Source organism: Rhizobium aureum (genome assembly GCF_030182495.1).
Lineage (GTDB): Bacteria > Pseudomonadota > Alphaproteobacteria > Rhizobiales > Rhizobiaceae > Rhizobium > Rhizobium tropici_C.
Genome location: NZ_JAQJCI010000005.1, coordinates 405,340 through 432,142 on the forward strand (window position 1 = coordinate 405,340; position 26,803 = coordinate 432,142).

At 59.0% G+C, this 26,803-nt stretch carries 26 protein-coding genes, 1 tRNA gene and 1 pseudogene; 19 read left to right on the plus strand and 9 right to left on the minus strand.

The window, feature by feature from the left end:
- Positions 1 to 66: 66 nt before the first annotated feature.
- Complete coding sequence (locus PH552_RS16075) at positions 67 to 300, minus strand: hypothetical protein (RefSeq protein ID WP_285166147.1); 234 nt, start codon at positions 298 to 300, stop codon at positions 67 to 69.
- A 569-nt stretch (positions 301 to 869) separates the two neighbouring features.
- Between PH552_RS16075 and dnaG the strand changes: the two genes are divergently transcribed.
- Entirely contained in the window at positions 870 to 2,858 is a 1,989-nt protein-coding gene (gene dnaG, locus PH552_RS16080; protein ID WP_285166148.1) for a DNA primase, read from the plus strand.
- Between the two features lie 7 nt (positions 2,859 to 2,865).
- Entirely contained in the window at positions 2,866 to 4,746 is a 1,881-nt protein-coding gene (gene recQ / locus PH552_RS16085; RefSeq protein ID WP_285166150.1) for a DNA helicase RecQ, read from the plus strand.
- Positions 4,747 to 4,784: 38 nt separating this feature from the next.
- On the opposite strand, the gene PH552_RS16090 is transcribed toward recQ, so the two are convergent.
- Positions 4,785 to 5,555 carry an SDR family oxidoreductase gene (locus PH552_RS16090; protein ID WP_285166151.1) on the minus strand — a complete coding sequence of 257 codons (771 nt, stop codon included), beginning with the start codon at positions 5,553 to 5,555 and terminating at the stop codon, positions 4,785 to 4,787.
- Between the two features lie 262 nt (positions 5,556 to 5,817).
- Here PH552_RS16090 and PH552_RS16095 point away from each other — a divergent pair, with 262 nt between their 5' ends.
- The 10 genes from PH552_RS16095 to PH552_RS16140 all read left to right on the plus strand — a co-directional run bounded on the left by PH552_RS16095 (position 5,818) and on the right by PH552_RS16140 (position 18,664).
- Positions 5,818 to 7,005, plus strand: a complete 1,188-nt coding sequence (locus tag PH552_RS16095) for a glycine C-acetyltransferase (protein WP_285166152.1) — start codon at positions 5,818 to 5,820, stop codon at positions 7,003 to 7,005.
- 198 nt (positions 7,006 to 7,203) lie between these two features.
- Positions 7,204 to 8,241, plus strand: coding sequence for an L-threonine 3-dehydrogenase (gene tdh, locus PH552_RS16100; protein ID WP_285166153.1), 1,038 nt, complete (start codon positions 7,204 to 7,206; stop codon positions 8,239 to 8,241).
- A gap of 450 nt (positions 8,242 to 8,691) precedes the next feature.
- Positions 8,692 to 10,752: an RNA polymerase sigma factor RpoD gene (gene rpoD, locus PH552_RS16105; RefSeq protein ID WP_112344069.1), complete on the plus strand. Its 2,061-nt coding sequence runs from the start codon at positions 8,692 to 8,694 to the stop codon at positions 10,750 to 10,752.
- 88 nt (positions 10,753 to 10,840) lie between these two features.
- Positions 10,841 to 11,641, plus strand: a complete 801-nt coding sequence (locus PH552_RS16110) for an APH(3')-II family aminoglycoside O-phosphotransferase (protein ID WP_483315495.1) — start codon at positions 10,841 to 10,843, stop codon at positions 11,639 to 11,641.
- A 236-nt stretch (positions 11,642 to 11,877) separates the two neighbouring features.
- Positions 11,878 to 13,296 carry a DUF930 domain-containing protein gene (locus tag PH552_RS16115; protein WP_285166155.1) on the plus strand — a complete coding sequence of 473 codons (1,419 nt, stop codon included), beginning with the start codon at positions 11,878 to 11,880 and terminating at the stop codon, positions 13,294 to 13,296.
- 134 nt (positions 13,297 to 13,430) lie between these two features.
- Positions 13,431 to 14,408, plus strand: a complete 978-nt coding sequence (locus tag PH552_RS16120) for a DMT family transporter (RefSeq protein WP_285166157.1) — start codon at positions 13,431 to 13,433, stop codon at positions 14,406 to 14,408.
- Positions 14,409 to 14,504: 96 nt separating this feature from the next.
- A complete protein-coding gene (locus PH552_RS16125) occupies positions 14,505 to 15,311 on the plus strand; it encodes an AraC family transcriptional regulator (RefSeq protein ID WP_285166158.1) in 807 nt (268 codons plus the stop codon).
- Between the two features lie 84 nt (positions 15,312 to 15,395).
- Positions 15,396 to 16,127 carry a B3/B4 domain-containing protein gene (locus PH552_RS16130; RefSeq protein ID WP_285166159.1) on the plus strand — a complete coding sequence of 244 codons (732 nt, stop codon included), beginning with the start codon at positions 15,396 to 15,398 and terminating at the stop codon, positions 16,125 to 16,127.
- Positions 16,128 to 16,223: 96 nt separating this feature from the next.
- Complete coding sequence (locus PH552_RS16135) at positions 16,224 to 17,453, plus strand: MFS transporter (RefSeq protein WP_285166160.1); 1,230 nt, start codon at positions 16,224 to 16,226, stop codon at positions 17,451 to 17,453.
- Between the two features lie 272 nt (positions 17,454 to 17,725).
- On the plus strand, positions 17,726 to 18,664 hold the full coding sequence (locus tag PH552_RS16140; RefSeq protein ID WP_285166161.1) for a LysR family transcriptional regulator: 939 nt from the start codon (positions 17,726 to 17,728) through the stop codon (positions 18,662 to 18,664).
- A gap of 9 nt (positions 18,665 to 18,673) precedes the next feature.
- Here PH552_RS16140 and PH552_RS16145 read toward each other — a convergent pair whose 3' ends face one another.
- Positions 18,674 to 19,066 carry a GNAT family N-acetyltransferase gene (locus PH552_RS16145; protein ID WP_112344290.1) on the minus strand — a complete coding sequence of 131 codons (393 nt, stop codon included), beginning with the start codon at positions 19,064 to 19,066 and terminating at the stop codon, positions 18,674 to 18,676.
- Positions 19,067 to 19,223: 157 nt separating this feature from the next.
- On the opposite strand from PH552_RS16145, the gene PH552_RS16150 reads away from it, so the two are divergent.
- The 4 genes from PH552_RS16150 to PH552_RS16165 all read left to right on the plus strand — a co-directional run bounded on the left by PH552_RS16150 (position 19,224) and on the right by PH552_RS16165 (position 21,152).
- Entirely contained in the window at positions 19,224 to 19,577 is a 354-nt protein-coding gene (locus tag PH552_RS16150; RefSeq protein ID WP_285166162.1) for a DUF1428 domain-containing protein, read from the plus strand.
- 83 nt (positions 19,578 to 19,660) lie between these two features.
- Positions 19,661 to 20,086, plus strand: coding sequence for a secondary thiamine-phosphate synthase enzyme YjbQ (locus PH552_RS16155; RefSeq protein WP_285166163.1), 426 nt, complete (start codon positions 19,661 to 19,663; stop codon positions 20,084 to 20,086).
- 181 nt (positions 20,087 to 20,267) lie between these two features.
- Positions 20,268 to 20,573: a hypothetical protein gene (locus PH552_RS16160; protein WP_112344293.1), complete on the plus strand. Its 306-nt coding sequence runs from the start codon at positions 20,268 to 20,270 to the stop codon at positions 20,571 to 20,573.
- Positions 20,574 to 20,816: 243 nt separating this feature from the next.
- A complete protein-coding gene (locus tag PH552_RS16165; protein ID WP_112342641.1) occupies positions 20,817 to 21,152 on the plus strand; it encodes a hypothetical protein in 336 nt (111 codons plus the stop codon).
- A 229-nt stretch (positions 21,153 to 21,381) separates the two neighbouring features.
- On the opposite strand, the gene PH552_RS16170 is transcribed toward PH552_RS16165, so the two are convergent.
- Entirely contained in the window at positions 21,382 to 22,125 is a 744-nt protein-coding gene (locus PH552_RS16170) for an SIMPL domain-containing protein (RefSeq protein ID WP_285166164.1), read from the minus strand.
- Between the two features lie 161 nt (positions 22,126 to 22,286).
- On the opposite strand from PH552_RS16170, the gene PH552_RS16175 reads away from it, so the two are divergent.
- A tRNA-Ile gene (locus PH552_RS16175) sits at positions 22,287 to 22,362 on the plus strand.
- Between the two features lie 87 nt (positions 22,363 to 22,449).
- On the opposite strand, the gene PH552_RS16180 is transcribed toward PH552_RS16175, so the two are convergent.
- The gene (locus PH552_RS16180; protein WP_285166165.1) at positions 22,450 to 22,677 is read right to left on the minus strand and encodes a hypothetical protein; all 228 of its coding nucleotides are present in this window, start codon (positions 22,675 to 22,677) and stop codon (positions 22,450 to 22,452) included.
- Positions 22,677 to 22,916: a hypothetical protein gene (locus tag PH552_RS16185; protein WP_285166166.1), complete on the minus strand. Its 240-nt coding sequence runs from the start codon at positions 22,914 to 22,916 to the stop codon at positions 22,677 to 22,679. The genes PH552_RS16180 and PH552_RS16185 overlap by 1 nt, the downstream gene beginning before the upstream one ends.
- 113 nt (positions 22,917 to 23,029) lie before the next feature.
- On the opposite strand from PH552_RS16185, the gene PH552_RS16190 reads away from it, so the two are divergent.
- Both PH552_RS16190 and PH552_RS16195 read left to right on the plus strand, forming a co-directional pair.
- Complete coding sequence (locus PH552_RS16190; RefSeq protein WP_285166167.1) at positions 23,030 to 23,353, plus strand: XRE family transcriptional regulator; 324 nt, start codon at positions 23,030 to 23,032, stop codon at positions 23,351 to 23,353.
- Between the two features lie 275 nt (positions 23,354 to 23,628).
- The gene (locus PH552_RS16195) at positions 23,629 to 24,645 is read left to right on the plus strand and encodes a hypothetical protein (RefSeq protein ID WP_285166168.1); all 1,017 of its coding nucleotides are present in this window, start codon (positions 23,629 to 23,631) and stop codon (positions 24,643 to 24,645) included.
- A 48-nt stretch (positions 24,646 to 24,693) separates the two neighbouring features.
- Here PH552_RS16195 and PH552_RS16200 read toward each other — a convergent pair whose 3' ends face one another.
- The 3 genes and pseudogenes from PH552_RS16200 to tnpB all read right to left on the minus strand — a co-directional run.
- Entirely contained in the window at positions 24,694 to 24,951 is a 258-nt protein-coding gene (locus tag PH552_RS16200; RefSeq protein WP_285166169.1) for a winged helix-turn-helix domain-containing protein, read from the minus strand.
- A gap of 134 nt (positions 24,952 to 25,085) precedes the next feature.
- A pseudogene (gene tnpC / locus PH552_RS16205) lies at positions 25,086 to 26,446 on the minus strand (IS66 family transposase).
- A gap of 75 nt (positions 26,447 to 26,521) precedes the next feature.
- The coding region (tnpB, locus tag PH552_RS16210; RefSeq protein ID WP_285166171.1) for an IS66 family insertion sequence element accessory protein TnpB at positions 26,522 to 26,803 on the minus strand (282 nt) is incomplete at its 5' end.

The following is a 26,803-nucleotide window of genomic DNA, read 5'->3' on the forward strand; positions in this document are numbered from 1 at the left end:
GCAAAGGCACTCAGGTGGGGCGGCGCCGGGGGTAGGGATGGTGCCCCACCTGAGTATCTGGTGAACTTATCTGAGGATCCTGACTTCCTGGGGCAAGGCTAATGCCTGCGATGGTAGTCCGGACATTTGAATCTTTACGCCTGCCGTGAGAGCAGGAACTTTCATATCTGCCGGCAACTGATATCCCGCGCCGGCGTAGAGCACATTCTTATCGTGAGCGCCGCCGGTCATCGTGGCCGAGCTATAGGTCGCTGTGGCGAAGACGGCTGCGGCTGCCAAGGGTACGATCAGAATGCACATTTTCCTCTCCTAAACTGAAAGCCCGTACCTGTTGGCTTCCTGTTCGTCAGAGCGTCTCGGCATGTCGCGTCACGAAGCAGTTTCTTCGCCGGCTTGTCTCGCCCTGTGAGAAGAACGCTATTGCGCCGCACATCAACAATCAAATTACAAAAAAATAATGTTTGGCTTACGAACAATGCCCAAAATGCGGCGCCGGAGAGTGTCGCTCATGCGCAGCTCCTTTGCATCTATTGATTGTCCATCATGTGGATTTTGCTTGCGCTTATCAACTTCAAACTGTCCAACCCTTTGCTTTTTCGCGTATTTTCGTGCACAAAGCGGTTACCAAGTTGGTCACAGAGAGGTCGACTCGCTCCTTGCGAAGAAAGCAATTGCATTATCGTCCGCACGCCGAAGGAGACATTTGAAGCGGCCAAAGACAAGGTAAAACCGCGCATTACTTCACGGAGTTGTGATTGCGAGCGGGTAAGGCGATCATCGGTAAAGGCCTGTGAATACCGTGGGTGGATATCCAGGCAGCGTGGCAATGCCTTTCATTCCTGTTTATATGGGTCAAGCCAGAGGTAGCCATGCGATTTTCCAATACGTTTCTCGATGAGATTCGCGACCGCGTTTTGATTTCGGACGTGATCGGCCGTCGTGTGACCTGGGATCGGCGCAAGACCAATGTGCCGCGCGGCGATTACTGGGCCTGCTGCCCCTTCCACGGTGAGAAATCACCGAGCTTTCACTGCGAGGATCGCAAGGGACGCTATCATTGCTTCGGCTGCGGCGTGACGGGCGATCACTTCCGCTTTCTCACCGAGCTGGAGGGCTTGAGCTTTCCGGAAGCGGTGCAGCAGATTGCCGATATGGCCGGCGTTCCGATGCCGGTTGCTGATCCGATGGAGGCGAAGCGTGAGAAGGAACGCACGTCGCTGCTCGACGTCATGGAGATGGCGACCCAGTTTTTCCAGGATCAGCTGCAGACAGCCAATGGAGCGCGGGCAAGAGCCTATCTGAGAGACCGCGGCCTCAGCGGCCGCACGATCGAGACCTTCCGCCTCGGATATTCGCCCGATAGCCGCAACGCCCTGAAGGAGCATCTCGCCGGCAAGGGCGTACTGAAGGAGCAGATGGAGGCCTGTGGCCTTGTCGTGCACGAGAACGTGCCGGTCTCCTATGATCGGTTCCGCGACCGTATCATGTTTCCGATTCTCTCTTCCAGAGAAAAGGTGATCGCCTTCGGCGGCCGCGCCATGTCGCCGGATGCGCCGGCAAAATACTTGAATTCCAACGAGACCGAGCTCTTTCACAAGGGCAACGTACTCTATAATTTCACGCGCGCGCGCCGTGCTGCCCAAGGCAATGATGGTGCCGGCACCATCATTGCCGTCGAAGGCTATATGGATGTCATCGCGCTGTATCAGGCGGGTGTCGAGAATGCGGTTGCGCCGCTCGGCACGGCACTGACCGAGAACCAGCTCGATCTTCTCTGGAAGATGACGCCGGAGCCGGTGCTCTGCTTCGATGGTGACGGCGCCGGCATTCGCGCCGCCAATCGTGCCGCCGATCTGGCGCTGCCGCGTATCAAGCCGAACCGCACCTTGCGTTTTGCGCTGCTGCCCGATGGCAAGGATCCCGACGATCTCGTCCGGCATGACGGGCGCGCACCCTTCGACAAGGTGCTGGCGCAGGCAAAGCCGCTTGCTGAGCTCATCTGGACGAGGGAAGCCGGCAGCGGCACGTTCGAGACGCCTGAGGCGCGGGCGGAGCTGGAAGCGCGGTTGCGGCGCATCGTCTCCGTCATCACGGATGAGGATGTCCGCCGCCACTACCAGCAAAACATGCGGGAGCGGCTGAATGGGTTGTTTCAGCCGCAATTTCAACGAAACAGCGGCCAGCAGGTGCGCGGCTTTTCGCGTGATGGTAACGGCCGCTCTTTCGGCGGTCGCGGTGGGCAGGCGCGCGGCGCTCCCCCAATGCCGACGACGGCATCCGATCGTCTGGCCCGCTCGGCCATGATCAAGGGGCATCAGGATATTCCGAGCCTTCGCGAAAGCGTGCTCGCCTTGACCATCGTCAATCATCCGCCGCTGTTGCAGGACGAGTACGACGAGATTGCTGCGATCGACTACGAGAGCCGCGAATTGCAGCGCCTGTGGTCGGCGGTTCTCGGCATCGCTGCCACCATGGTCGGGCCGCAATTCGTCCGCGAACGATTGGTCGAGCAATTGGAGGAGCAGGGCTTCGGCGCCTTGCTGAAGAGCCTCGACCAGCAGGTCCGCAATGCCCGGCTGTGGACGGCAACCGAGGAGGCCGCCATGGAGGATGCGCGCGAAGGTTACCGCCAGGCGCTCGCGCTTCACAAGCGTTCCAAGGCGCTCCGTTGGCACAAGATCGAATTGCAGGGCGCGATTGCCGAGGCAACGGAAGACGGCGACGGCGAGCTGATCGAGCAGCTGATGCGCGCCTTGCAGGAGGTTCAACTCGAAGCGATAAGGCTGGAAAACCAGGAGGCGATCATCGATGGCTTCGGCGTGCTCTCCGGTCGCGTCAAAGGTGCCGCTGGAAAATAGGGAATAGATGCCTCAGCCTGAAAGACAAGAGCCGCGATTTTCCGCAGACGACGTATTGTTTGGCGACCGCATCGATGCGCCCGCGCCGCTCGATGTCCTGACGCGCGTTTATGGCTACTCGGCCTTTCGCGGCAAGCAGCAGCAGGTTATCGAGCATGTCGTCTCCGGCGGCGATGCGGTCGTGCTGTTTCCGACCGGTGCCGGCAAGTCGCTGTGTTTCCAGATTCCCGCGCTTTGCCGCGATGGTATCGGCATCGTCGTCTCGCCGCTGATTGCGCTGATGCGGGATCAGGTGGAGGCGATGAAGCAGCTCGGCATCCGGGCGGCCGCCTTGAATTCATCCCTGTCGCGCGAGGAGGCGAGCGAAGTCTACCGCGCCATTTCCGCGGGTAAGCTCGATCTGCTTTACGTGACGCCGGAACGCATCGCGACCGAGGGTTTCTGCCAGATGCTCGGCCGGGCCAGGATCGCGCTTTTTGCGATCGATGAGGCGCATTGCGTCTCGCAATGGGGGCATGATTTCAGGCCGGAATATCGCGATCTCGGCAGGCTTGCCGAGCTTTTTCCCGGCGTGCCGCGCATCGCGCTGACGGCAACGGCCGATCCGCATACCCGCGACGACATCATAGAGCGGCTGGCGCTCGGCGATGCCAAGGTCTTCACCACCAGCTTCGACCGCCCGAACATCACCTACGAGATTGTCGAGCGCGATCAGCCGCGCCAGCAATTGCTGCGTTTTCTCGACGGCCACCGCGGCGATAGCGGCATCGTCTATTGCCTCTCGCGCGCCAAGGTCGAGGATACCGCCGAGTGGCTGAACGGACAGGGCGTCCGCGCGCTTCCCTATCATGCCGGCATGGATCGAGCGCTTCGCGACGCCAATCAGGATGCCTTCTTGAAAGAGGAAGACCTGTGCCTCGTGGCGACGGTCGCCTTCGGCATGGGCATCGACAAGCCGAATGTGCGCTATGTCGCCCATCTCGATCTGCCAGGGTCGGTGGAGGCGTATTATCAGGAGACGGGCCGCGCCGGACGCGATGGGCTGCCCTCCAACGTCTGGATGGCCTATGGCATGGCTGATGTCATTCAGCGCCGGCGGATGATCGATGAGGGCGGCGCATCAGAGGAGATCAAACGTGTCGAGCGGGCGAAGCTCAATGCGCTGCTTGCCATCTGCGAGACGGCCGGCTGCCGGCGGCAGTCCATCCTCGCGCATTTTGGCGAGGCCCACGGTGGCGGTTGCGGTAATTGCGATACCTGCCTCAAGCCTGTCGAGACCTGGGACGGGACGGAAGCGGCGATCAAGGCGCTCGCCGCCGTCTATCGCACCGGCGAACGTTTCGGCACCGGCCATGTCATCGATGTGCTGATGGGCACGGTCAACGAAAAGACCGAGCGCTTCGGCCATGTCGACATGCCGGTTTTTGGCGCAGGCAAGGATATTCCAGGCCGTACCTGGCAATCGATCTTCCGCCAATTGCTGGCGAACGGGTTCATCAGCATCGACCACACGGCCTTCGGTGCCATGAAGCTCGAGGAGCAGGCGAGGGCTGTCTTCAAGCGCGAGCGGCAGGTCTTCTTCCGCAAGGACCGGCCCGAAACGGGCCGCCGCGGCAAGAAGGCGGGACGACCGGAGAAGCAGGCACACGGGCTTTCCGGCGAGGCACAGGCGCTGTTCGATGCGCTGCGGGCCGAGCGTACCCGGATCGCCAAGGAGTTGGGCGTGCCGCCTTACGTCGTTTTTCCGGATACGACGCTGATCGCCTTTGCGACAGAGCGGCCCAGGAATCACCGAGATCTTCTGGGGATATCGGGGGTCGGGCAATCGAAGCTGGACCGCTATGGAGACGCGTTCCTTGCCGTGATTTCGGAGTTCGCCAATCGATGACGTGTTGATGCCATTATCGAAGCCCGGCTGCCGACACGCTACATGCGCACCGTCATGCCGCCATCGACGGTCAGGACATGGCCGTTGACGAAGGATGCGGCGTCGCTGGCGAGGAACAGCGCAGCACCCGCAATCTCGTCGGGACGTCCCCAACGCTGAACGGGGATGCGTTGGCGTACGATGGGCATCAGATCTTCGTTCGCGACCATGGCTGCATTGGTTTCCGTTGCGAACCAGCCTGGCGCGATGGCATTGCTGGTGATGCCGTGAGGGCCAAATTCCACAGCCGTGCTGCGCACAAGGCCTGTCAGTCCCTGCTTGGCGGCGGGATAGACACAGTCGCCAGGCATGACGACCTGTCCGCTGATCGAGGTAACCGAGATAAGCCGCCCATAATTGTTTCGCTTCATCAGGCGGGCGGCATCGCGTGAGAGCATGATCGAGGCGGCGAGATCCGTGTTGAGCAAGGCGAAGATCGCCTCGTCGTCGAAGTCGGCCAGTGGGCGCCTGTCGCGCGCACCGACGTTGTTGATCAATATGTCGAGCCGGCCGTGATTTTTCTCGATGGTGTTGATCGCCGCGCGCCGTGCTTCGCGATCGGCAATATCGAAGGCGGCGGCTTCCGCCGAGCCGTCTCTCGCTCGGATCGTCTCCACGGCTACATTGAGTGTGGCTGCGGTTCGTCCGTTGATGATGACGTGAGCGCCGGCATCGGCAAGCGCCTGCGCCATCTCAAACCCCAGGCCACGTCCGCCTCCGGTGATGAGGGCAACCCGTCCTGCGAGGGAGAATCTTTGGAATATGCTCATGGCTCTCCCTTATTTTCAGACCAACGCCAATCTGCTGTAAAATATTGGACTGAGTCAAGTAATTTTTGCGATGAGTACCAACGGGGCCTGGCTGTAAAGTTGCGTGTATTCGGTCTGCTTTGATAGATAGTATCGAAACTGTGTCCTACCGCGCGGACGTCACGGCCCTGCGCATTTTTGCCGCTGCCGGATGCAGCAACAAGCCGGATCCTATGTTATTCCTTGATTAATTAGGCCCTTTGACCAGCACCGGAATGCGACCATGACTTCAGCGTTCATATCCCATTTGCGCAACGAACTTCTCGGCCTGAAAGAAGCCGGCCTCTATAAGGCCGAGCGGGTCATCACCTCCAAGCAGGCCGGCGAAATCGCCGTGCTTGGTGGCGCGCGCGTCCTCAATTTCTGCGCCAATAACTATCTTGGCCTCGCCGACAACGAGGAACTTGCCGAGGCTGCGAAGAAGGCGCTCGACCGCTACGGATACGGCATGGCCTCGGTGCGCTTCATTTGCGGCACACAGGAAGAGCACAAGCAGCTCGAGGCGCGAATTTCAGCTTTCCTGGGTATGGAGGCGACGATCCTCTATTCCTCTTGCTTCGATGCCAATGGCGGGCTGTTCGAGACGCTGCTTTCGGAAGAAGATGCCATCATCTCGGATGCCCTTAATCATGCCTCGATCATCGATGGCGTGCGGCTCTCCAAGGCAAAGCGTTTCCGCTATGCCAACAACGATATGGCGGCTTTGGAAGAAGAACTGAAGAAGGCCGAGGGCAGCCGCTTCAAGCTGATCGCGACCGACGGCGTCTTTTCCATGGACGGCATCATTGCCAATCTCGGCGGCGTCTGCGATCTGGCGGAAAAATACGGCGCGATGGTCATGGTCGATGACAGCCATGCAGTTGGCTTCGTCGGCGCGCATGGCCGGGGATCGGCCGAATATTGCGGTGTCGAAGGCCGGGTGGATATCATCACCGGCACGCTCGGCAAGGCGCTCGGCGGGGCGTCCGGGGGCTATACGTCTGCGAGAGGCGAGATTGTCGAATGGCTTCGGCAGCGTTCGCGTCCCTATCTGTTCTCGAACACCTTGGCGCCTGTCATCGCCGCTGCCTCGCTGAAGGTCTTCGATCTGATTGAAAACGGCGCCGACTTGCGTGGCCGCCTTCAAGGCAATGCCGAACTCTTCCGCCGTGAGATGACCAAGCTCGGTTTCACGCTCGCTGGCGCCGATCACCCGATCATCCCAGTCATGCTCGGCGATGCGAAGCTCGCGCAGGAGATGGCGGCGCTCATGCTGCAGAAGGGCGTCTACGTCATCGGCTTTTCCTTTCCCGTGGTGCCGAAGGGGCAGGCGCGCATCCGCACGCAGATGTCAGCCGCCCACTCGAAGGCTGATGTCGAAAGGGCGATCGCAGCCTTTGCCGAAGCGGGTAGGGAGCTTGGGATTATTTAACGCAGTCGCCCCCTTCTCCCCATCGGGGAGAAGATGTCCGAAGGACAGATGAGGGGGAGGAGCGAAGCGACGCTCTGAATGGAGTGAAGAGCAACTGACGGTGTCCCGTGTGGCCCCCTCATCCGCCCTTTCGGGCACCTTCTCCCCGGTGGGGAGAAGGAAAAATTGGCATCGGCGAAAGCCAAAAGGAAGATGCGAATGTCGAACATGATGAAAGCATTGGTCAAATCCAAGCCGGAAGTCGGATTGTGGATGGAGCATGTTCCGGTTCCGGAAGTCGGGCCGAACGATGTCCTGATTCGGGTCAGGAAATCGGCGATCTGCGGCACGGATGTTCATATTTGGAACTGGGACCAATGGGCGCAGAAGACCATCCCTGTGCCGATGGTCGTCGGCCACGAATTCTGCGGCGAGATCGCTGAGATCGGTTCGGCCGTGACGAAATATCATGTCGGCGAGCGCGTCTCGGGTGAAGGTCATATCGTTTGCGGCAAATGCCGCAACTGCCGGGCGGGCAGGGGCCATCTCTGCCGCAACACGCTCGGCGTGGGCGTCAATCGCCCCGGCTCCTTCGGCGAGTTCGTCTGCATTCCTGAATCCAACGTCGTGCCGATCCCCGACGATATCCCGGATGAGATCGCCGCGATCTTCGATCCGTTTGGCAATGCGGTCCACACCGCGCTCTCCTTCGATCTGGTCGGCGAGGATGTGCTCGTCACCGGCGCCGGACCGATCGGCATCATGGGGGCGATGGTCGCCAGGCGCTCGGGCGCGCGCAAGGTCGTCATCACCGATATCAATCCCACCCGGCTGGCGCTCGCCCGCAAGGTCGGCATCGATCACGTCGTCGACGCTTCGAAGGAAAATCTCGCCGATGTCATGAAATCCATCGGCATGACCGAGGGTTTTGACGTCGGTCTGGAAATGTCGGGCGCCGCTCCCGCCTTTCGCGACATGATCGACAAGATGAACAACGGCGGCAAGATCGCCATTCTTGGCATTGCACCAGCCGGTTTCGAGATAGACTGGAACAAGGTCATCTTCAAAATGTTGAATCTGAAGGGCATCTATGGTCGCGAGATGTTCGAGACCTGGTACAAGATGATCGCCTTCGTGCAGGGCGGTCTCGATGTATCGCCGGTCATCACCCATCGTATAGGCATCGATGATTTTCGCGATGGCTTCGAAGCCATGCGTTCAGGCAATTCCGGCAAGGTTGTAATGGACTGGAATTGATGCCATTTGAACCCATTTCCGGCGGCGGCAATACCTGCCGATGCCGGAAATGTGAGGCTTTGTTCAGCATGCTCTTGTCATCGCGCGGGGACTTCCTAAATACGGGAAGCAATTGATTATGGCGCGTCAGGGCCTGTGGATAAGGCTTTTTCGCGCATTTAACGGGCTTTTTTGCTGGAAAAGCTTGACGAGAACTAAAATTCTGGGAATCACCGTTTAACTTCGGAAAGAACGGTAAACTGGAGCAAGCGGATCACCTAATATCATGGCCGGAAATCCAAACGCAATCCAGCTTTGCACTCCGGTGGCGGTGATCGTGGTTAATCGGGCATTAAAGGTCATTCCGTTAGGTGTTCGTCGGTGAATCGCGGCTGGTGCAGGGCGCGCCAGTCAGAGTGAATGTTTCACCGCGTGTAAGTTTGCAGCGTCAGGGAAAGCGACGATATAGAGATGGCAACCAAGGTCAAAGAGAACGAAGAAGCTGAAGTCGAACGCGACGGCACCTCCGACGGCCCGCTTCTCGATCTTTCCGATGACGCGGTCAAGAAGATGATCAAGGCCGCGAAGAAGCGCGGCTACGTGACGATGGACGAGCTCAATGCCGTCCTGCCGTCCGAAGAGGTGACGTCCGAACAGATCGAAGATACGATGGCTATGCTCTCCGATATGGGCATCAACGTCATCGAAGATGAGGATGTCGAAGAGGCAGGCGCCGCAGCAAGCGACGACGACGATGCCGGCGGCGATGACGACAGCGAGGGCGGCGAACTCGCTCCCTCCACGGGTTCTGCGCTGGCCACCGCCAAGAAGAAAGAGCCGACCGACCGCACGGACGATCCGGTGCGCATGTATCTGCGCGAAATGGGCTCCGTCGAGCTTCTGTCGCGCGAAGGCGAAATCGCGATTGCCAAGCGCATCGAGGCCGGCCGCGAGACCATGATCGGCGGCCTCTGTGAGAGCCCGTTGACGTTCCAGGCGCTGATTATCTGGCGCGACGAACTCAACGAAGGCACGACGCTGCTGCGCGAGATCATCGATCTCGAAACCACCTATTCCGGTCCCGAGGCCAAGGCTGCGCCGCAGTTCCAGAGCCCCGAGAAGATCGAGGCTGACCGCAAGGCAGCCGAGGAGAAAGAAAAGGCACGCCGCGGCCGCGCTCCTTCCGGCGACGACGACATCACCAATGTCGGCGGTGAAGGTCTACCGATCGAGGAGGAGGAAGAGGACGAGGACGAATCCAACCTCTCTCTCGCTGCGATGGAAGCCGAGCTTCGCCCGCAGGTGATGACGACGCTCGACATCATCGCCGAAACCTACAAGAAGCTGCGCAAGCTGCAGGACCAGCAGGTCGAGCAGCGCCTGTCGGCCTCCGGTACGCTGTCCTCCGCCCAGGAACGCCGCTACAAGGAACTGAAGGATGAGCTGGTCAAGTCGGTCAAGTCTCTGTCGCTGAACCAGAACCGGATCGATGCCCTCGTCGAGCAGCTCTACGACATCAACAAGCGCCTCGTTCAGAACGAAGGCCGCTTGCTGCGTCTTGCCGAATCCTATGGCGTCAAGCGCGACAGCTTCCTGGAACAGTATCAGGGTGCCGAGCTCGATCCGAACTGGATGAAGTCGATCGGCAATCTGGCTGCCCGCGGCTGGAAGGAATTCGCCAAGGCCGAGAACACCACCATTCGGGATATCCGCCAGGAAATCCAGAACCTTGCGACCGAAACCGGCATTTCGATCTCGGAATTCCGCCGCATCGTTCACATGGTGCAGAAGGGCGAGCGCGAAGCACGCATCGCCAAGAAGGAAATGGTCGAGGCCAATTTGCGCCTCGTCATCTCCATCGCCAAGAAGTACACAAACCGCGGCCTACAGTTCCTCGACCTCATTCAGGAAGGCAATATCGGCCTGATGAAGGCGGTCGACAAGTTCGAATATCGCCGCGGCTACAAGTTCTCGACCTACGCCACCTGGTGGATTCGTCAGGCGATCACCCGCTCGATCGCCGACCAGGCCCGCACCATCCGCATTCCGGTGCACATGATCGAAACGATCAACAAGATCGTTCGCACGTCGCGCCAGATGCTGCACGAAATCGGCCGCGAGCCGACGCCGGAAGAACTGGCCGAAAAGCTCGCCATGCCGCTCGAAAAGGTGCGCAAGGTGCTGAAGATCGCCAAGGAGCCGATCTCGCTCGAAACGCCTGTCGGTGACGAAGAGGATTCGCATCTCGGCGATTTCATCGAGGATAAGAATGCGCTTCTGCCGATCGACGCCGCCATTCAGGCGAACCTGCGCGAAACGACGACCCGCGTTCTGGCATCGCTGACGCCGCGCGAAGAGCGCGTTCTGCGCATGCGCTTCGGTATCGGCATGAACACCGACCACACGCTCGAAGAGGTCGGCCAACAATTCTCGGTCACGCGCGAACGTATCCGCCAGATCGAGGCCAAGGCCCTGCGCAAGCTCAAGCACCCGAGCCGCAGCCGCAAGCTCAGGAGCTTCCTCGACAGCTGAGTTGCGTCGACAGCTTGTGAAATCAGGCCCGGTTCGCGAAAGCGAGCCGGGCTTTTCTTTGACAGAATCGGCATCAAGGGTCTGATTCATGGCGAGCAAGCCGCAATTCATGGAAACACTCATCCCAACCCGGCTACGCGATGCGTTGGCTGGATATGAATGGCGGCAGGATGCGCTCGGTCACTCTTCAGCCCATGTCTTTCGGCTTGAGTCCGATGGACGCGCGCCGGTCTATCTCAAGACCGAGCTGGCCGATCCCTTGGGTGAATTGGCCGGCGAGGTTGCCAGGCTGCGATGGCTCGCCTCGCAGGGCCTTGCTTGCCCGGATGTCATTACCCACGAGAAGGACGGCGAACGCGAATGGCTTTTGATGAGCGCTCTTCCCGGCAGCGATCTCGTCAGCGCGGAGCGGTTACAGCCGCTGGAGCGGGTGCGGCTTTTGGCGGATGCTTTGCGGCGATTGCACTCAGTCGATATCGCTCGATGTCCCTTCGATCATCGACTGGGGAACAGAATTGCCGAGGCGAGGGCGCGCATGCTTGCCGGCCGCGTTGATGAGGATGATTTCGATGATGCCAGGCTGGGGCGGTCGGCAGAGGATCTCTTCCGTGAGCTTGAGGCCAAAAGACCGTCAGCGGAGGATTTTGTTGTCACCCATGGCGATGCCTGCCTACCGAACTTCATGGCCGATGGCGATAGATTCAGCGGCTATATTGATTGCGGCCGTCTCGGTATTGCCGATCGTCATCAGGATATTGCGCTTGCCTGTGGCAGCATCGAGTACAATTTCGGTAAGGGCTTGGTGTTCGAGTTTTTGAAGGCCTATGGAAATTTCGAACCGCAGCCAGAGAAGATGGCTTTCTATCGGCTGTTGGACGAATTCTTCTAACGGTGGATGCACATGCTTTCGCGCTATGCGATCACGCAGGTTTGTTTTTGCGCCATTGCGGATCGCGTGGAGGACTGACAAGTTCGATTTCCGCCGATGCCTCTTTCGCGGCGCGTGGTCGGGTACCATATGTCAGCGACTGAAAAGTCTTCTGATCTGTTTACCGGTAAGGATCGAATGAATCGATGCGTTGTTTTCTCTTGATTGCTTCCTCTGCGCGAGCCCTCGGCTGAACGATGGAAAAAGTTGCGGAAAAACGGGATAGGGAGATGAGGCCGGGCTTTGTCCTGTCGATCCTTCTGCACGTCCTGTTTGTCGCGGTTTTTCTGCTGCCGCTGCTGCCGGCGCCGCCGGAGGCAAAGCCCGAGCAGAGCGTCAATGTCGAGCTGGTGCCGCAGCAGGAGCAAAAGCAGGAGCTTGCGACGAAGGCGAACGAGAAGCCCGACCAGCCTCCCAAACCGACACCGAAACCTGACGAGAAGCCAGCGGAGCAGGCGGCTGAAACCCAACAAGAGCCGCAGCAGCCGCAGGGAAAAAAGTCGGACGAGCAGCCGCCAAAGCAATCCGATCCTCAGGGCAAGGAAGCGGCGCAAAAGCCTCCAGCCAAACCCGACGAAGCCAAGGCCGACAAGCCGGTGGAGCAGGCAGAGAAGCCTGAGGCCAAGCCTGACGATCCCGGCGCTGACAAGCCCGTTGACAAGGCGGAGCAGCAGCCCTCCGCGACCGAGAGGCCTCTTCCGGATATGAAGGGCGATCAGAAGGATCCGACGACCACGCAGGAGGTGGATGCCGCCGAGCAACAGAACGACACGCCTCCGACGCCGCCAAACGATGCTGCGGCCGAGCAGCAAGCGGAGGCGCAGGCGGCCGCTCAGGCTGAGGAGCAAGCACGGGCGGCGCAGCAGGCGCAGGAAGCCCAACAGCAAGCGGACGCCAAGGATCAGCAGGCAAATGCCGCCCGGCCGCCAGCAAGCGACCCGACCGCCAAAGCCTCCTCCACGGTGCCTGATATCTTGGCAACCAACGAGCCTTCAGATTCGCAGGTGCAGCAGCCGCAGGCCCCAGCGGCCAATCAGAATGATCCGCAGGCACAAGCCGCCGCCCAGGCGCCGGCCGCCGATCCGCACCCGCCGCAGATTGTTGTTCCGGCGGTGAAGCCATCTCCTTCACAGCAGAATGCTCAAAGCCAGTCTGCCTCAGGGGGCCAAAGTAACCCGGCTGAAGGCGGCACTGCATTGATTGCCGAGGCACCGCGGCCTGAATCTCTAGTGCCGAAACGGGCTGTTCAGGCTAAGAAGCTCTATTCGGGTGCCGAGATGGCCCGCTTGTCGAAGAGTGACTACGACGCCTGGAAAAAACTACCGAGGCGTAAGCGAGTAGCGTATCTCTGTAACTCTGAAGAGAAATTACAGTTTGGTCGTGATTTTCGCGCAGTTGGATACGTCTATGCTAATTCAGCTCTATCGCAGGCGATGCTTTCTGATATCAGCCTATTCGGTGACGGTGCTGTGGTGCAGACTCCCAATGGTTGGCGGAGAGTGGCATTCACTTGCGAGGTGGACAGCGATGCCCTCAAGGTTATAGCTTTTTCTTACACGGATAGGGGCCTCGTTTCGCCAGATCAACTCGAAAAGCTGGGTTCTGTTGGAAATTGATGCGGCTCCTTTGGCGCATTCACCTGAAACAATAGTTTATTCCATACTCGATCGAAATTCAGCTCATTTCATCATACAATTGCCTGTATCTCCCTGATTCAGTGTCCTTCCATCGCACTTTTCTCAAGATTCCGATGTCCTCGATTACAGCCGATTCCAGTTCTGCGGCAGCGGGCCGCTCTGCCCTGCGTGGTGTCCTTGTGGCATTCGCGTCCTATGCTGTCTTCGCCTTCAGCGATGCCTCGATCAAGATCCTGCATGGGGCCATTCCTTCCTATCAGGTCGCCTTCATCGGGGCGCTGTTCGGCTTTGCCGCCATACCTTTCCTGAAGAAGCGTGAAGACGAATGGCTCGACATGGTGCGGACCTCGAGCCGCCCCCTGTGGCTGCTGCGTTTCGTCTGCGGCGCGACCGGCGCCATCTGCTCCGTCGTCGCCTTCACCAGGCTGCCGATGGCGGAAGCCTTTGCGCTGCTCTTCCTGCTGCCGTCCTTCGTGACCATTCTCTCGGTGATTTTTCTTAAAGAGGATGTGCGCTGGCAGCGCTGGACGGCGGTCATTCTAGGTTTCGTCGGCGTGCTGATCGTTCTGAGGCCCGGCTTTCGCGAGCTTTCGGTCGGTCATCTCTGTGCGGCAATCGGCGGTCTTGCGGCGGCGATCTCCATCGTCATCAACCGCGCGCTGGGCGCGAAGGAGAAACGTATCTCGCTCTATGGTGCAGGCCTCTTCGGAACGCTCATCGTCAGCGGCTTTCTTATGCTGTCCGAAGTGACCATGCCGACGCCGACACAATGGATATTCCTCGCAAGCTACGGCCTGCTTGGCGCGTTCGGCAGCGTTTTGCTGTTGACCGCCGCGCAAATGGCGCCCGCCAATCTGGTCGCGCCGCCGCAATATAGTCAGATGCTCTGGGCGATCGCTTTCGGCTACCTGTTGTTCAACGACAGCATCGACATGCCGATGGCCGCCGGCATCGTCCTCATCATCTTTTCCGGCCTGCTGACATTGGCCCGAGAGCGCAAGCGCGGCACGCCGCTGCCGACTGCGGTTGCGGGCAATACGCAGGCAGCATTGGTGACGGCGGCGGATGAAAAGGCGGGCGGAGGCAGTTAAAGCGTTGCGTCTGGATTGCGGGCGAGCGACATTGCCGCATTGGAGGCGATGTAATCGCTGGCGCAACGATATTGGTGGTATAGGAAGACGGTACGGATGAGGTCCGGTCAATTCAGGATATACCGTTCCAGCGTTGTCGGCGTCGAGGCGGTCAGAGCCGAAACAGGCCATAGCTTTCCCAAGCATACGCATGATCAGTTCGGCATCGGCATTATCGAGGCCGGCGCGCAGGCGTCGCTCAGTGGGCGAGGGATGGTGCGGGCCGAAGCCGGGGACCTCATCAGCGTCAATCCGAATGAGGTGCATGATGGTGTGCCGATCGGCGATAGCCGTGCCTGGTCCATGCTTTATTTCGAACCTCGCGTGATCGGCGATCTCATGCGCGACATTGGCAGGGGCCGGTTCGGAGCGTCGGAATTTCCGTCGCCCGTCATCCGCAACAACGAGGCGGCTGCATGTTTCAAAACCTTGCTCCCGCTCGTGATAAACAGCACATCACAGGACGCGCTCTTGCGGGATGGACTGCTGCTCTCGCTCGTCGCTGCCGTGATGCGCGAGGGAGCGGGCAGCTTACGTGACGCCGCAGTTCCCGCGGCCATCGGCCGGGCGCGTGATCTGATCGACGACGATCCCGCGGCCCCTTTGACGCTTGCAGAACTCGCTGATTTATGCGGGCTGAGCCATTTCCAGTTCCTGCGTGCCTTCACCAAGGCAACGGGGCTCACGCCTCACGCCTATCTCCTGCAGCGTCGGATTCAAGAGGCCCGGCGTTTGATTGCCGCGGGCACATCCCTGGCGGAGGCGGCCTTTGCCAGCGGCTTTGCCGATCAGAGTCACATGACACGCCTTTTCGTTCGCAACTTCGGCCTTTCTCCGGGCGCCTATGCCGCGGCTATCGGTTGAGACATCTGCAATTTTGTTCAAGACCGGACGATGACGACGGGGTTCTCTGCGACGCCAGGTAAGCTGCGCAGAAGGAGTATATCCATGTTTTTCCGCCACTCGAACGAGATGTGGAGCGAGTTTCCCGAGCTGGTCCCCGGCGTGCTGTTCGCCGAGGGGATTAGTTCCGACGTCGACGTCACTGGGCGTATCGCGGGATATCACACGATCGCCGCCGAGCGGCTGGCGCAGGGCAGCGAAAGCGAGATGCCGGAAATACAGGCCTGGCGGCGAACGTTTTCGAAGATGGGATTGAAGCCGACGCAATATCGCTGTGCATCCGAGGCGCTGCTTCGCCGCTTTCGCCAGGAGGGATCGCTGCCGCGGCTGCATCCGCTCGTCGATCTCTGCAATGCCATCTCGATCGCCTTCGCCATTCCCGTCGCCGTTTTCGATCTTGCGAAAATATCCGACGATCTCGAGGTGCGACATGCCGACGGCAGCGAAAGTTATCTCACCTTTTCCGGCGAGACGGAGCGTCCCGAACCGAAAGAAGTGATCTTTGCCGATGCGGCGGGGCGGGCGCATGCCCGGCGCTGGACCAATCGGCAAAGCGGCCTATCCGCGGTGCGCAACGACACGCACTCCGTGCTGATCATTGCGGAGGCGATGCATGATGCGGCGCGCAGCGATGTGCCGAGGCTCATCGATGCCATTGCGGCGGAACTGGCCGCCGTTTGGTCGATCACGGCCACACGGGGGCTTCTCAGCTCGTCTTCACCGCGATTTGATCTGTCATCTGCAACGAATTCGCGGCGACAGCAAAAACCCGGTTGACAAGCCGCTCGTTCAGGCAGAGCAGGGGCTTCAATAGAATGTCGAACGATTGAAAACGAGTCTCCGCGCATCCGCGCAGGCGGACGAAGAAAGCCTATGGATACCCTGCAGACTGAAGACCGGCCGAGCGTGCTCGGGCACTCTGGCTACCGTTCCTTTGCGGCATCGCGTGTTTTTTCCTCGATAGGCTTTCAATCCGTGACCGTCGCCATGGGCTGGATGATCTATGACCAGACCCACAGCGCCTTTTTCCTAGGGCTCGTCGGCTTCTGCCAGTTCCTGCCGATGGTTATCCTGACCTTCGTCGTCGGCCATGTCGCCGATCGGTTCGACCGCCGGCGCATCGGCCTTGCCTGCCAATTGATCGAAGCGCTGACCGCATTGGCACTGGCCGTGGCCGTCTGGCAGCGCTGGATAGGTCCCTCCGGAATCCTCGCCGCCGTCGCCGTCATGGGCGCGGCAACGGCCTTCGAGCGCCCAACAATGGCGGCGCTGCTGCCCAACATCGTGCCGTCCTCGCTGCTGCAGGTGGCGATAGCCACCTCCACCTCGATGATGCAGACGGCCTTCATCATCGGTCCGTCGCTCGGGGGCCTGCTCTATGGCGTCAGCCCCGTCGCGCCTTTTGCCGTTTCGGCAGCGCTGTATGTCATCGCCAGCATCAATGTCATCTCGATCCGCCTCGAACAGCGACAGGCTCCGTCTCGCGAGCCGATGACGCTGAGCTCTGTTTTCGCCGGTGTCTCCTTCATAAGAAGCCGGCCGGTCATGCTTGGCACGATCTCGCTCGATCTCTTCGCCGTCCTTCTCGGTGGCGCAACGGCGCTGTTGCCGATGTTTGCACGCGATATCCTGCATGCCGGTCCGTGGGGGCTTGGCCTCTTGCGCGCCGCGCCGGCAATCGGCGCTCTGGTCATGTCGATCTGGCTGGCGCGCCGGCCGCTGCAGACGGATGTCGGCAAGAAGATGCTGTTCGCAGTGTTGATTTTCGGCGTTGCCACCGTCGTCTTCGCGCTCTCGAGCAATATCCTGCTATCCGTTGCCGCGCTCTTCGTTGTCGGTGCATCCGATACCGTCAGTGTCGTCGTGCGCAGCTCGCTCGTGCAGCTTCTTACGCCGGACGCCATGCGCGGCCGCGTCAATGCCGTGAATTCGCTTTTCATCGGCACGTCCAACCAGCTTGGCGAATTCGAGTCCGGCATGCTTGCGAGCGTGCTGGGGCCGGTCTTGACCGGCATTGTCGGCGGCCTCGGCACCATAGTCGTGGTGCTGCTCTGGACGCGGCTTTTTTCGGATCTGACCAAGGTGAAGACGCTCAGAGGCTAAAGGTCTTTATCTCCTGATCCGCTTCGGCAAGCTTGTCTAAACCCACATCTCGTAGCAAATGCCTGTTTGCCAAAGGCAATATGTTCCGTTTGCCAATCTCTCTCGCATGCGGCTGTTTTTCACCGTTGCCTTGTCGAAACAAGAGCCGCGCGATCCATGACTTGGTGCGGTAATCATGAAGGATATTAATCTGATCTCGATCTCAAGGTTTCGAGAATAGGCAGATGCGCCTAAAATAACGCCGTGTATAATGAAGCCTTGCACTTGAATACATGCGAGATTTTCATGGAAAGAGGCCACTTCCACCGCTATCCGTGCTGCAGACATTCTGTGCGATCGCCGAAACCGGCGGCTTCGGTCGTGCTGCGGAGCGGATCGGGCAGACGCAGACGGCTGTCAGTCATCAGCTTGCCCAGTTCGAAGGGTGGATCGGAGGGCGGTTATTCGACAGAGGCCGAAACGGTGCGAGACTGACGCCATTGGGTGCGCGCCTGTATCCGGCAGTCGTTGAAACGATTGCCGAACTGGAAGCAGCACTTTACCAGGCGCGCGCGAGCGTTTCGGTTCGCAGCGTCGCCGTTTCGGTCACTCCGGAGTTTTCGAGCCAGTGGCTGGCGACACGCCTGCCGGATTTCTGCCAGCGTCATCCAGACATCGAAGTGAAAATGGCCGTTGGTTATCAGCGCCCCGATTTCCAGCCTGGCGGCGCCGATCTGGCGATCTGGCTCGGCCGTGCCCAAGCAGGCCTCACGCAGGAGGAACTGTTGACGGACGAGGAATTCGTCGTCAGTTCGCCGCAGCTGTCCGAACAATTGCCGCCACGCGAGGCTATAAGGGCCGCACCGCTGCTACGCTATGCCGGCATGCGGCACACGATACTGGATTGGCAACGCTGGTACGAGCAGATTACCGGCGGGAGCAATGACGAGACAACCCCGCGTTTCGATATAGCGCGAGCGGTGGAGGAGGCGCCGTTGTTCGCTTCCTTCGCCGACATGCTCGAAGCCTGCCGGCAAGGGCGCGGTTTCGCTCTCGTTCGCAGCTCGCTGGTCGCCGGCGATCTCACCGAGAAGACGCTGGTTCGGTGCTTCATCGAGGTGCAGCCGGCCGCCGTCAGCTACAATCTTCTTTATCCGCCGAATGCATTGCTGAATCCGGCCGCAGCGCTGTTTCGCAATTGGTTGCTATCGCAAATCCGATCGTCGGGTTAGGGCACCGCCTCAATCGCGCAGTCGTATCAGGCCGGCCTCCGTGGAGGCGAAACCAAGGTTTCGATAAAAGCCGGCGAGATGCGGTTCGAAATCGACATGCAGCCATTCAGCACCGCCCTCGTGAGCCAGGATTTTCGCCCGCTCGACCAAGGCGCTCGCAATGCCCCGTCGCCGAAACGCAGGATCGACGCAGGTGTCGAGAATGAAGGCGTGAATGCCGCCATCCCAAGCGACATTGACGAAGCCGACCAGTCTCGCGTCCGCGAATGCGCCGACATGGGCGAGATTTCTGGAAAGGATCGGTTGGAAATCCCGCGGGGAAGAGGCCTCCCAGGCAGATGCCCACAGGGCATTGAGCGCTTCATTTCCGAGACTTGGATTGTCCCTGTATTCTATCTCCATTGACGTCCCTTCGCATGGGCACTGTGCGAATTCTTGTCCGCCCCGTCCACTTAAGTCGAAGGCGAAAAGTGCTGAATCGAAAAAGTGCTGAACCTATGTCGGATCCGGTCATTCTCGATCGTCCTTCAAGGGTGAGCATAGAACAAAGGAGGCAAAAATGTCCTATGTCGATGGTTTTATTGTTGCCGTGCCGAAAGACAAGATCGAGGCCCACAAGGCATTGGCGGGCAAAGCAGGCGAGATCTGGCGGGAATATGGCGCGCTCAGCTATGTCGAGGCCATAGGGGACGACGTGCCCTATGGCGAACTCACCTCCTTCCCGCGTGCGGTGCAGGCAACGGATGATGAAGTCGTGGTGTTTTCGTGGATCACCTATGAATCGCGGGAGAGCCGCGATGCGATCATGGCGAAGGTCATGGCCGATCCGCGTTTGGACGATGAAATGAAAAACATGCCTTTCGATGGCAAGCGCATGATTTATGGCGGCTTCAAAATCGCCGTCGCACTATAGGCGGTAGGCAGTGGCCGGGCTTGACATTCCGGCTACTGCGCCCGACCTGATGCGGAGTACTATCGCCACGTCAGGAAAATGCCATGCCGCAAACCGTTGTCACGCTCGCAACTCACGGGCAGGGGCTCTATGAATTCACCGAGGAGGCGACGGAATTCGTGCGGAAGGCGGCGGGTGGCGGCGAGGGGCTCTTGACCGTCTTCGTGCGCCATACGTCTTGTTCCCTGCTCATTCAGGAGAATGCCGATCCCGATGTGAAGACGGATCTCAAGGCTTTCTTCAGCCGGCTCGTGCCGCCGTCCTCCGATCCTTCGATGCGCTGGATCGTGCATACGCTGGAGGGGCCGGACGATATGCCGGCGCATATCAAGGCGGCACTAACCCAGGTTTCGATCGGTATTCCGGTCATGGGCGGCCGGCTGGCGCTTGGCACCTGGCAAGGGATCTATCTTTTCGAGCATCGCGACCGGCCGCACCGGCGTGAAATCGTGCTGCACTTTTCTGGCTGAGCCCTTTACATACCTTGCGTCAACCGGTTGTTAATCGTCATGAATACAATCTGAACGGCCAATTCGCGTTCGGTTCAGATTGGCTAACCTAACGTGCCCTCAATCCCAAAGGTATCGGCCACTAACGGGGCCGATAACGGGATTGCAACGATCCGCAGCAAGGATTTGAAGGAGAAACACCATGAGCAATCTTTTCGCCAAGGCAGGTATTGCAGCCCTCATCGCGCTCGGCGCCATCTCCGCAACGGCCGCCACCGCATCGGCCAACGACTTCCATCCGGGTATCCAGCAGGCACGGTACGACCACTATCGTGGCCGCATCTGCTCGCCGGGCCTTGCCGTTCAGAAGGCACGCGACATGGGCCTGCGCCGTGCCCGCATCGACAACATCACGCCGCGCCGCGTCGTGGTCGAAGGCTTCGGTCGCCGCGGGCCGGATCGCGTCGTTTTCGCGAACGTGCGCGGTTGCCCGCTGATCCGCCGCTGATCGCAGCGCACCGAAGTTTTCCACATCTATTCGATGGATTCGAAGCCGCCTCCGAAAGGGAGGCGGCTTTATTATTTACGTTGTGCTATTATCAGCCATCTGGTGTCACTTTAGCGTTCATTGTAGCTGAATATTGGGTGAATGGCTGATTCTGAGCTCGTTCAGTATCGCATCGTTACCTCTTGCTCGTTCGCTCGGCAAATCCTGCGGAGGCGAGGGCGTTTTTGATTTACGGAGTGCATAATGAAACAAATGCTGGCAAAGCTGGGGGTCACCCTTGCCGTCGCAGTGACTGCTCTGTCGGGCACGGCGGATTTTGCTGCCGCGCAGGGCGTTGATATCTATGTCGGTCCCGGCCGGCATCGCCCGCCACCGCCGGATTATGACCGACCGCCGCGCTTCGACCGCCGCGGCTGCGATCCGCGTCAGGCTATCGACGTTGCGCGCAGCTATGGCCTGCGTCGTGCCCGTGTCGTGGATGTAACGCCGCGCCGTGTCATCGTCGATGGCTTCGGTCGCCGCGGTCCGGATACGATGATGTTTGCCAATGTTCGCGGCTGCCCGCTGCTTGGCCGCTGATCAGCATTGCGGGCGCACGTAGCGCCCGCTCCTCATACTGACCGTTTCGCCTTTATTGGCGGGGGCCGCGAAACCGTCCTTTGTTCGATCCGAATGGATTTGAGCGAAGGACGGTTTTGTTTTGGTCAAGAGCGCTTCAGCTTTTCACGGAATATCCGACCCTCTCTATCTCTATGTCGCCTCGCAATTTTCAACCGGAAAACCGCGCAGCACTTTTCCTGGAAGTGCTCTATTGCTGGATTGCGTAGGTGATGCTGACCGAAGCGTTATATTCATTCTCGCCGGTTGCGACGGGGACGGCCTTGTCCATCGGTGCTGCTGCGGCCATGCTGCGCATGTAGGGCTGCGGCGGCGCAGCGACCCCACCTTCATGGATCGCGATGACGCGGCCAAGCTTGACGCCGGCAGCATCCGTCAGGACCTTCGCCTTGGCGGCGGCATCGGCGACCGCTTTCTTGCGGGCCTCTTCAAGAACCGTATCAGGCTTGTCGTTGGTGAACTGAATATCGCCGCCCTGGTTGATGCCGAGCTTGACTGCCTGGTCGAGCAGGCCGCCGAGCTTGGAGAGATCACGCACGCGAACGGTCAGGCCGTTCGTCACCTGATAGCCGGTCAGGACCGGCGGCTGGCCACGGCCGTCCTTGTCGTTCGGATAGGTGTATTGCGGCTGGATCGAAAAGCCCGAGGTCTGCAGATCGCGCTCGGCAATGCCGCTCTCCTTCAGCGTCGCCAGCACGGCGCCCATGGCCTTGCTGTTCTGGTCAAGTGCGTCCTGGGCTGCTTTCGCCTGCTGGACGACCGACAACGTCACAACGGCCATATCCGGCGCAATGGCGGCATGTCCTTCACCGGTAACGATGATGACGGCTTCCCGCGGCTTGGCGTCTTCGGCAAAGGCTGCGGCCGCAGGCACGAAGAAAGTGGCGCTGATAAGGGCGGCAAGAGCAAAATCTCTGGTTTTCGTCGGAAGCATGATTCGTTCCTTGGTTGATAATTCCTCGGGATTCGCTTTTGCGGATTGATTGTGAAGGTATTACGGCAGTCCCTTGTCGGAAAAGAGAAATTGGGTTAGAGCCAAGTCGGCTGCGGGGAACCATTGCTCCGGAGTCGCAAGCGCGAAGTTTTTGTCGCGCCGGGCCTGTAGCTCAATGGTTAGAGCCGGCGGCTCATAACCGCTTGGTTGGGGGTTCGAGTCCCTCCGGGCCCACCATATATTTCAAGAACTTAGTGGCTAAGTCGATGAAAATGTTGCCCGCGAGAGCCGCGTTTGGGCAATATTTCGGGCAACATTTGCCTCTCAGGCGAGATCCTTGGACACGGCCGCGAATCCAAGCTGATGATTGATGTTGATGCTCCAGGAGCCGCCGTGCATCGCCCTCAATGCTTCGACCAAAGCTTCCGCGCTGACCTGCACCCGCTCGGCCGAGTCGAGTTCGTCATGGTGAGCGGCGCTCGCGGCGGTGGGTGCCACTATAGCGGCCGATGCCAAAGCCCCGAGAGCCTGGCGGCGATTGATCATGTTCATCAGCCGATTCTCCTGGCTTCTTCGAGGACCGTCATCGCTTCCGTGAGCTTCTTCTCGATCGCATAGACACCGGCCGATAGCGACCGGAGATCGTCGTCGAGCTCCATTCCTTCGATTGCTCTGCAGATAAGGCGCGAGAAATCGATGCACTCACTGATGTGATCCTGCGCATCCAAGAATAAGCTTCCGCGATTTCGAGGCGCACCTTCGGCGGCGGCCTGAACTGACGTGTTTGGCATGATTTTCTCTCCGTCTGTTGATGCATGTTCGTCTTAGCGAACTGATAACTATTTATCACTAGACACCGACTGATAGCAAGTGCATCACTGATAAAAAGATATCAGAGGCGATGATGAAAACATTGATAAAGGCTGCTCGCGATCTCGTCGGGCTGACGCAAGCTGAGCTTTGTGAAAAGGCGGCCATTCCGCTGATCACCCTTCGCCGGATCGAGGGGAAACCAAATCATGCGGGACTCGTCTCTCAAGCGGCGGTGGAGAAGGTGAAGGCTGCGCTTGAGGCCGAAGGCATTCTATTTCTGAGCGATGGCGAAGTTTCTGGAGGGGGCGCCGGCGTGCGCCTGGCAAGAGCCTCAACCTCGGACACGGACGAGACCGAGACAATTCAGTATCCGGAGTTCAAAGACGGCGATGGCGGCCCGGGGAGCGGAGGTTGAGGCGAAATGATTGTGATCGGATATTTTCACCTAGCAGCCACAAAAAGTGTTACGAATGACCCACTCGACTAAGAATTGCATTTCTGATCAAATCTTCGAGCGCGACTATGAGTCACTTGTTAAGCGTCATCGAGGAAACTATCCTTATTGACGAAAACTAGGTGCGAACGGTTTGACTAGTAGAGAAAATACTAAGGTATCTCTTGAGCGGCGCGTTGCGTCGGCTGTGGGAGAGCTGCTGTCAAAATTCCCTTCTGACTTTGCGCGCAGATCAGATGAGATCAAACGCCAAGCGGAGGAAATTGAACGTGCCGTCAAGGAAACAGAGCGATCAATCGACAACGGCGCCCGCAGAACCGGAAAGCGTTTCCGTCTATGACTTTCTCTATTACGATGCAGCACGAATAGCTTCATTTCTGTCGCAATTCGACCCATCCGGGCATCTCACTCAAATAACGAACAATGAGCGCGCTCACCGTGGAAAAAAAGAGTCCACGTCAGTGCAAGCTGCGGGTTCTGTCGCGATAGTAAAAGGCACTATATCGGATGGAACCGATTTAACGTCCGAATATGGGAAGCAAATCAGCAGGAGTTACGATCCGCGTTGGGCGAATGCACTAGCCTTTCTAGACTATCTGGAAGAAAGGGCGCTCCTTAATCGAAACGTTTCTGAGGCTCCAATTGGCCAAATTGTCTTGCACAAGGGTGAATTGTCCATTTTTGATCTAAGTATTTTGCAGAAAATGTGGGCACTTCCAACTATAAAGAAAAGTGTCATTGCTGGAGCAAAACAATCAGCCGGTTTAGGCGTGGAACAAGCGACTGGAAATCGCCACGAACGACGTAAATCTGGAGCATCGCATCGGAAAGTGGCTTCGGCTGAGGAAAGTCAAGCCGAGCTCGGGCTTGAGTTGCTGTCTGTGCTTCCTCACTCCATCCAAGCAGCGGTTAGCGTTGACAATTTGTCTGCCTGGTGCACGCTTCGAGAAGATTGTATTACTGTTTCTCCCGCAGATCTTTTTATGAAACATGGCCTTACGATCAGCGGTCAGTGGGCCATGGTTGGAATTGTGGACGCACTTCCCGATGATCAAACTGAAATTCCCGATAGCGGTGTTACGGTAGAACAGGCGAAACAAGTTATCGCTGGCGCAAAGCTCGGTGCGCTTGGGTATATGCTCGCCCCGTCGCTCGTTCCTCCGGTTCGGATGATGCTCGGGAGACCAGCCGACTCCTATGGAGTAACGCCATTATTGCTATTTCGAAGTGTTACAAACGACCTTGGACACTAATTCATTGTTCCCGTCGGCATGATCGAGCCGTCGACTTCCAGCTCGGCTCTAGCCACTTTTCTGTTTCCATTTTTCAACGCCATCTGGCGCGTAGGGGGAGTGCACTCCACGATCGCCCAGTCCGTATCTTTGATCAAGAAACGCGCGGACCGCAGGCCAATACCGGCGGTTTGCGAAGAGCGGATCTGGAGCTGGAAAACCCTGCCGCGTCAGTTCCGATACAATGCCCTTGAATCCGTCGGTGCTGATTCCGATCCGCTCGGCGCATTCGGCCTCGGTCACGAAAAGCTTATCTGATTTTGCCATGCAAGGTCCCCGTCCGTTGATGCGACGAACGGATCATCGCGCTGGCCCGACGGCCGTCAAGTGCTACCCCAATTGGAGAAAGGGGCTGAGGAAATGAGATCTCTGTCGCGAAGGGCACCTTGACGAGTAAGCGGTTAGCTGATGGCGTCAGGCCTGAAGTTCCATGGCATAAGCGCCTCGAGCTCGGATACTGGCCAGCCTTGAGCGATGCGGGTCAATGTCTGGGAGAGCCAGTCGAGCGGATCGACGCCATTTATTTTGGCTGTCTGCAAGAGGGTGGCGACCGTCGCCCAGGTGCGTCCACCACCCTCGCTGCCGGCGAATAGACTGTTCTTTCTCGTAATTGTTTGGGGCCTGATCGCGCGCTCGACGACATTGGAGTCGATTTCGATCCGGCCGTCCGTCAGGAAGCGCTCCAGTGCTTCGCCCAGCACCCTGCGAGTTGGATCGTTTCATTGCTGCCGGCTTTGGCACGCGTCTTGGCGAGATTGGTATAGGCCGAGTAGCCGTCGACCTGCAGAATACCGCTGTATCCGGCGAGATGACGTGCCACGCAATCAGCGCCCCTGCTGTCCTCAAAACGATAGGCCACCATTGGCGGACTGGTTCCGCCATAGGGGCGATCATCGCGAGCATAAGCCCAAAGCCAGGCCTTCGTCGTTTTCCCCGAACCGGGCGCAAGAGTGGGTAAGGTGGTTTCGTCGGCGAAGATCCTTTCGCCCTCCTTGACGCGCTCGAGGATGTAATCGGCGCATATCTGCAGCTCGAAGCCCAGATGCCCCATCCACTGGGCCATCAACGATCGGCTGATCTCGACACCGTCGCGTAGATAGATTGCCTCCTGCCGGTAAAGCGGAAGGCCGTCGGCGTATTTGGAGACGGCGATATAGGCGAGCAGCCGCTCCGTCGGCAGGCCGCTTTCGATGATGTGTGCCGGTGCCAACGCCTGGAGCACGCCATCGTTGCCCCGGAAGGCATATTTGGGGCGACGCGTCACGATGACCCTGAACTTCGGTGGCACGACATCCAGTCGTTCGGAGCGATCCTCACCGATCAGGACCTTTTCCAGCCCCTCGCAGCCGGCCGGGATCTCCGGCTCGATCACTTCCTCTATGCGTTCGAGATGAGCGGCAAAACTCTTGCGCGGACGTGGTGCTCGTTTCGGCTTTTCCTTGGCCGCGCGATCGAGCTCGCTCTGGATCGCCGAAAGGCCGGTCTCAACTTCCTCGAAAGCAAAGGAGACCTGCTCGTCGTTGATGCCAAGGCGCAGCCGCTCGGAACGGGTGCCATGTTGCGTGCGCTGCAGAACCTTCAAGATCGATGTGAGGTTGGCAATCCGCTCGTTGGCGCTCTTCTCCATCGCCTCCAGCCGGGCGATCTCAGCTTCAGCGGCCCTCAGTCGGGCTTCTTTCGCAGCCTGCTCGCGCGCCATCGCGAGGACCATCGCTTTCAGCGCGTCAATGTCGTCCGGCAAGTCGTGAGGGGGCAAATCCATGGGAATGAGTAGAGCACAAAAACCGCCGTTTTCCCAACCATTACAGCGGCATGATTCATCTTGCCGCAGGCCCTGTCAGCCCGTCAACAAGGGCCGCCGGACCTTGGCCGGGCGGATCTTTTTCCAATCCATTCCGGCTAGCAACGCCATCAGCTGAGAATGGTCCAGACGTATCCGTGCCGCCGATATGCCCGGCCAGCAGAAGCCTTGATCTTCCAGGGTTTTCGAATAGAGGCAGACACCACTGCCATCCCACCAGACAATACGAATACGATCAGCCCGTTTCGACCGGAAGACGTAAAGCGCGCCATTGAAGGGATCGAGGCCGCCATCCCGCACCAGCGCCATCAAAGAGAC

What these genes read in the sequence shown, in the direction of transcription:
- PH552_RS16075 (WP_285166147.1), bottom strand. Translation starts at nt 300, where the DNA reads ATGTGCATTCTGATCGTACCCTTGGCAGCCGCAGCCGTCTTCGCCACA.
- dnaG (WP_285166148.1), top strand. Translation starts at nt 870, where the DNA reads ATGCGATTTTCCAATACGTTTCTCGATGAGATTCGCGACCGCGTTTTG.
- recQ (WP_285166150.1), top strand. Translation starts at nt 2,866, where the DNA reads ATGCCTCAGCCTGAAAGACAAGAGCCGCGATTTTCCGCAGACGACGTA.
- PH552_RS16090 (WP_285166151.1), bottom strand. Translation starts at nt 5,555, where the DNA reads ATGAGCATATTCCAAAGATTCTCCCTCGCAGGACGGGTTGCCCTCATC.
- PH552_RS16095 (WP_285166152.1), top strand. Translation starts at nt 5,818, where the DNA reads ATGACTTCAGCGTTCATATCCCATTTGCGCAACGAACTTCTCGGCCTG.
- tdh (WP_285166153.1), top strand. Translation starts at nt 7,204, where the DNA reads ATGTCGAACATGATGAAAGCATTGGTCAAATCCAAGCCGGAAGTCGGA.
- rpoD (WP_112344069.1), top strand. Translation starts at nt 8,692, where the DNA reads ATGGCAACCAAGGTCAAAGAGAACGAAGAAGCTGAAGTCGAACGCGAC.
- PH552_RS16110 (WP_483315495.1), top strand. Translation starts at nt 10,841, where the DNA reads ATGGCGAGCAAGCCGCAATTCATGGAAACACTCATCCCAACCCGGCTA.
- PH552_RS16115 (WP_285166155.1), top strand. Translation starts at nt 11,878, where the DNA reads ATGGAAAAAGTTGCGGAAAAACGGGATAGGGAGATGAGGCCGGGCTTT.
- PH552_RS16120 (WP_285166157.1), top strand. Translation starts at nt 13,431, where the DNA reads ATGTCCTCGATTACAGCCGATTCCAGTTCTGCGGCAGCGGGCCGCTCT.
- PH552_RS16125 (WP_285166158.1), top strand. Translation starts at nt 14,505, where the DNA reads ATGAGGTCCGGTCAATTCAGGATATACCGTTCCAGCGTTGTCGGCGTC.
- PH552_RS16130 (WP_285166159.1), top strand. Translation starts at nt 15,396, where the DNA reads ATGTTTTTCCGCCACTCGAACGAGATGTGGAGCGAGTTTCCCGAGCTG.
- PH552_RS16135 (WP_285166160.1), top strand. Translation starts at nt 16,224, where the DNA reads ATGGATACCCTGCAGACTGAAGACCGGCCGAGCGTGCTCGGGCACTCT.
- PH552_RS16140 (WP_285166161.1), top strand. Translation starts at nt 17,726, where the DNA reads ATGCGAGATTTTCATGGAAAGAGGCCACTTCCACCGCTATCCGTGCTG.
- PH552_RS16145 (WP_112344290.1), bottom strand. Translation starts at nt 19,066, where the DNA reads ATGGAGATAGAATACAGGGACAATCCAAGTCTCGGAAATGAAGCGCTC.
- PH552_RS16150 (WP_285166162.1), top strand. Translation starts at nt 19,224, where the DNA reads ATGTCCTATGTCGATGGTTTTATTGTTGCCGTGCCGAAAGACAAGATC.
- PH552_RS16155 (WP_285166163.1), top strand. Translation starts at nt 19,661, where the DNA reads ATGCCGCAAACCGTTGTCACGCTCGCAACTCACGGGCAGGGGCTCTAT.
- PH552_RS16160 (WP_112344293.1), top strand. Translation starts at nt 20,268, where the DNA reads ATGAGCAATCTTTTCGCCAAGGCAGGTATTGCAGCCCTCATCGCGCTC.
- PH552_RS16165 (WP_112342641.1), top strand. Translation starts at nt 20,817, where the DNA reads ATGAAACAAATGCTGGCAAAGCTGGGGGTCACCCTTGCCGTCGCAGTG.
- PH552_RS16170 (WP_285166164.1), bottom strand. Translation starts at nt 22,125, where the DNA reads ATGCTTCCGACGAAAACCAGAGATTTTGCTCTTGCCGCCCTTATCAGC.
- PH552_RS16180 (WP_285166165.1), bottom strand. Translation starts at nt 22,677, where the DNA reads ATGAACATGATCAATCGCCGCCAGGCTCTCGGGGCTTTGGCATCGGCC.
- PH552_RS16185 (WP_285166166.1), bottom strand. Translation starts at nt 22,916, where the DNA reads ATGCCAAACACGTCAGTTCAGGCCGCCGCCGAAGGTGCGCCTCGAAAT.
- PH552_RS16190 (WP_285166167.1), top strand. Translation starts at nt 23,030, where the DNA reads ATGAAAACATTGATAAAGGCTGCTCGCGATCTCGTCGGGCTGACGCAA.
- PH552_RS16195 (WP_285166168.1), top strand. Translation starts at nt 23,629, where the DNA reads ATGAGATCAAACGCCAAGCGGAGGAAATTGAACGTGCCGTCAAGGAAA.
- PH552_RS16200 (WP_285166169.1), bottom strand. Translation starts at nt 24,951, where the DNA reads ATGGCAAAATCAGATAAGCTTTTCGTGACCGAGGCCGAATGCGCCGAG.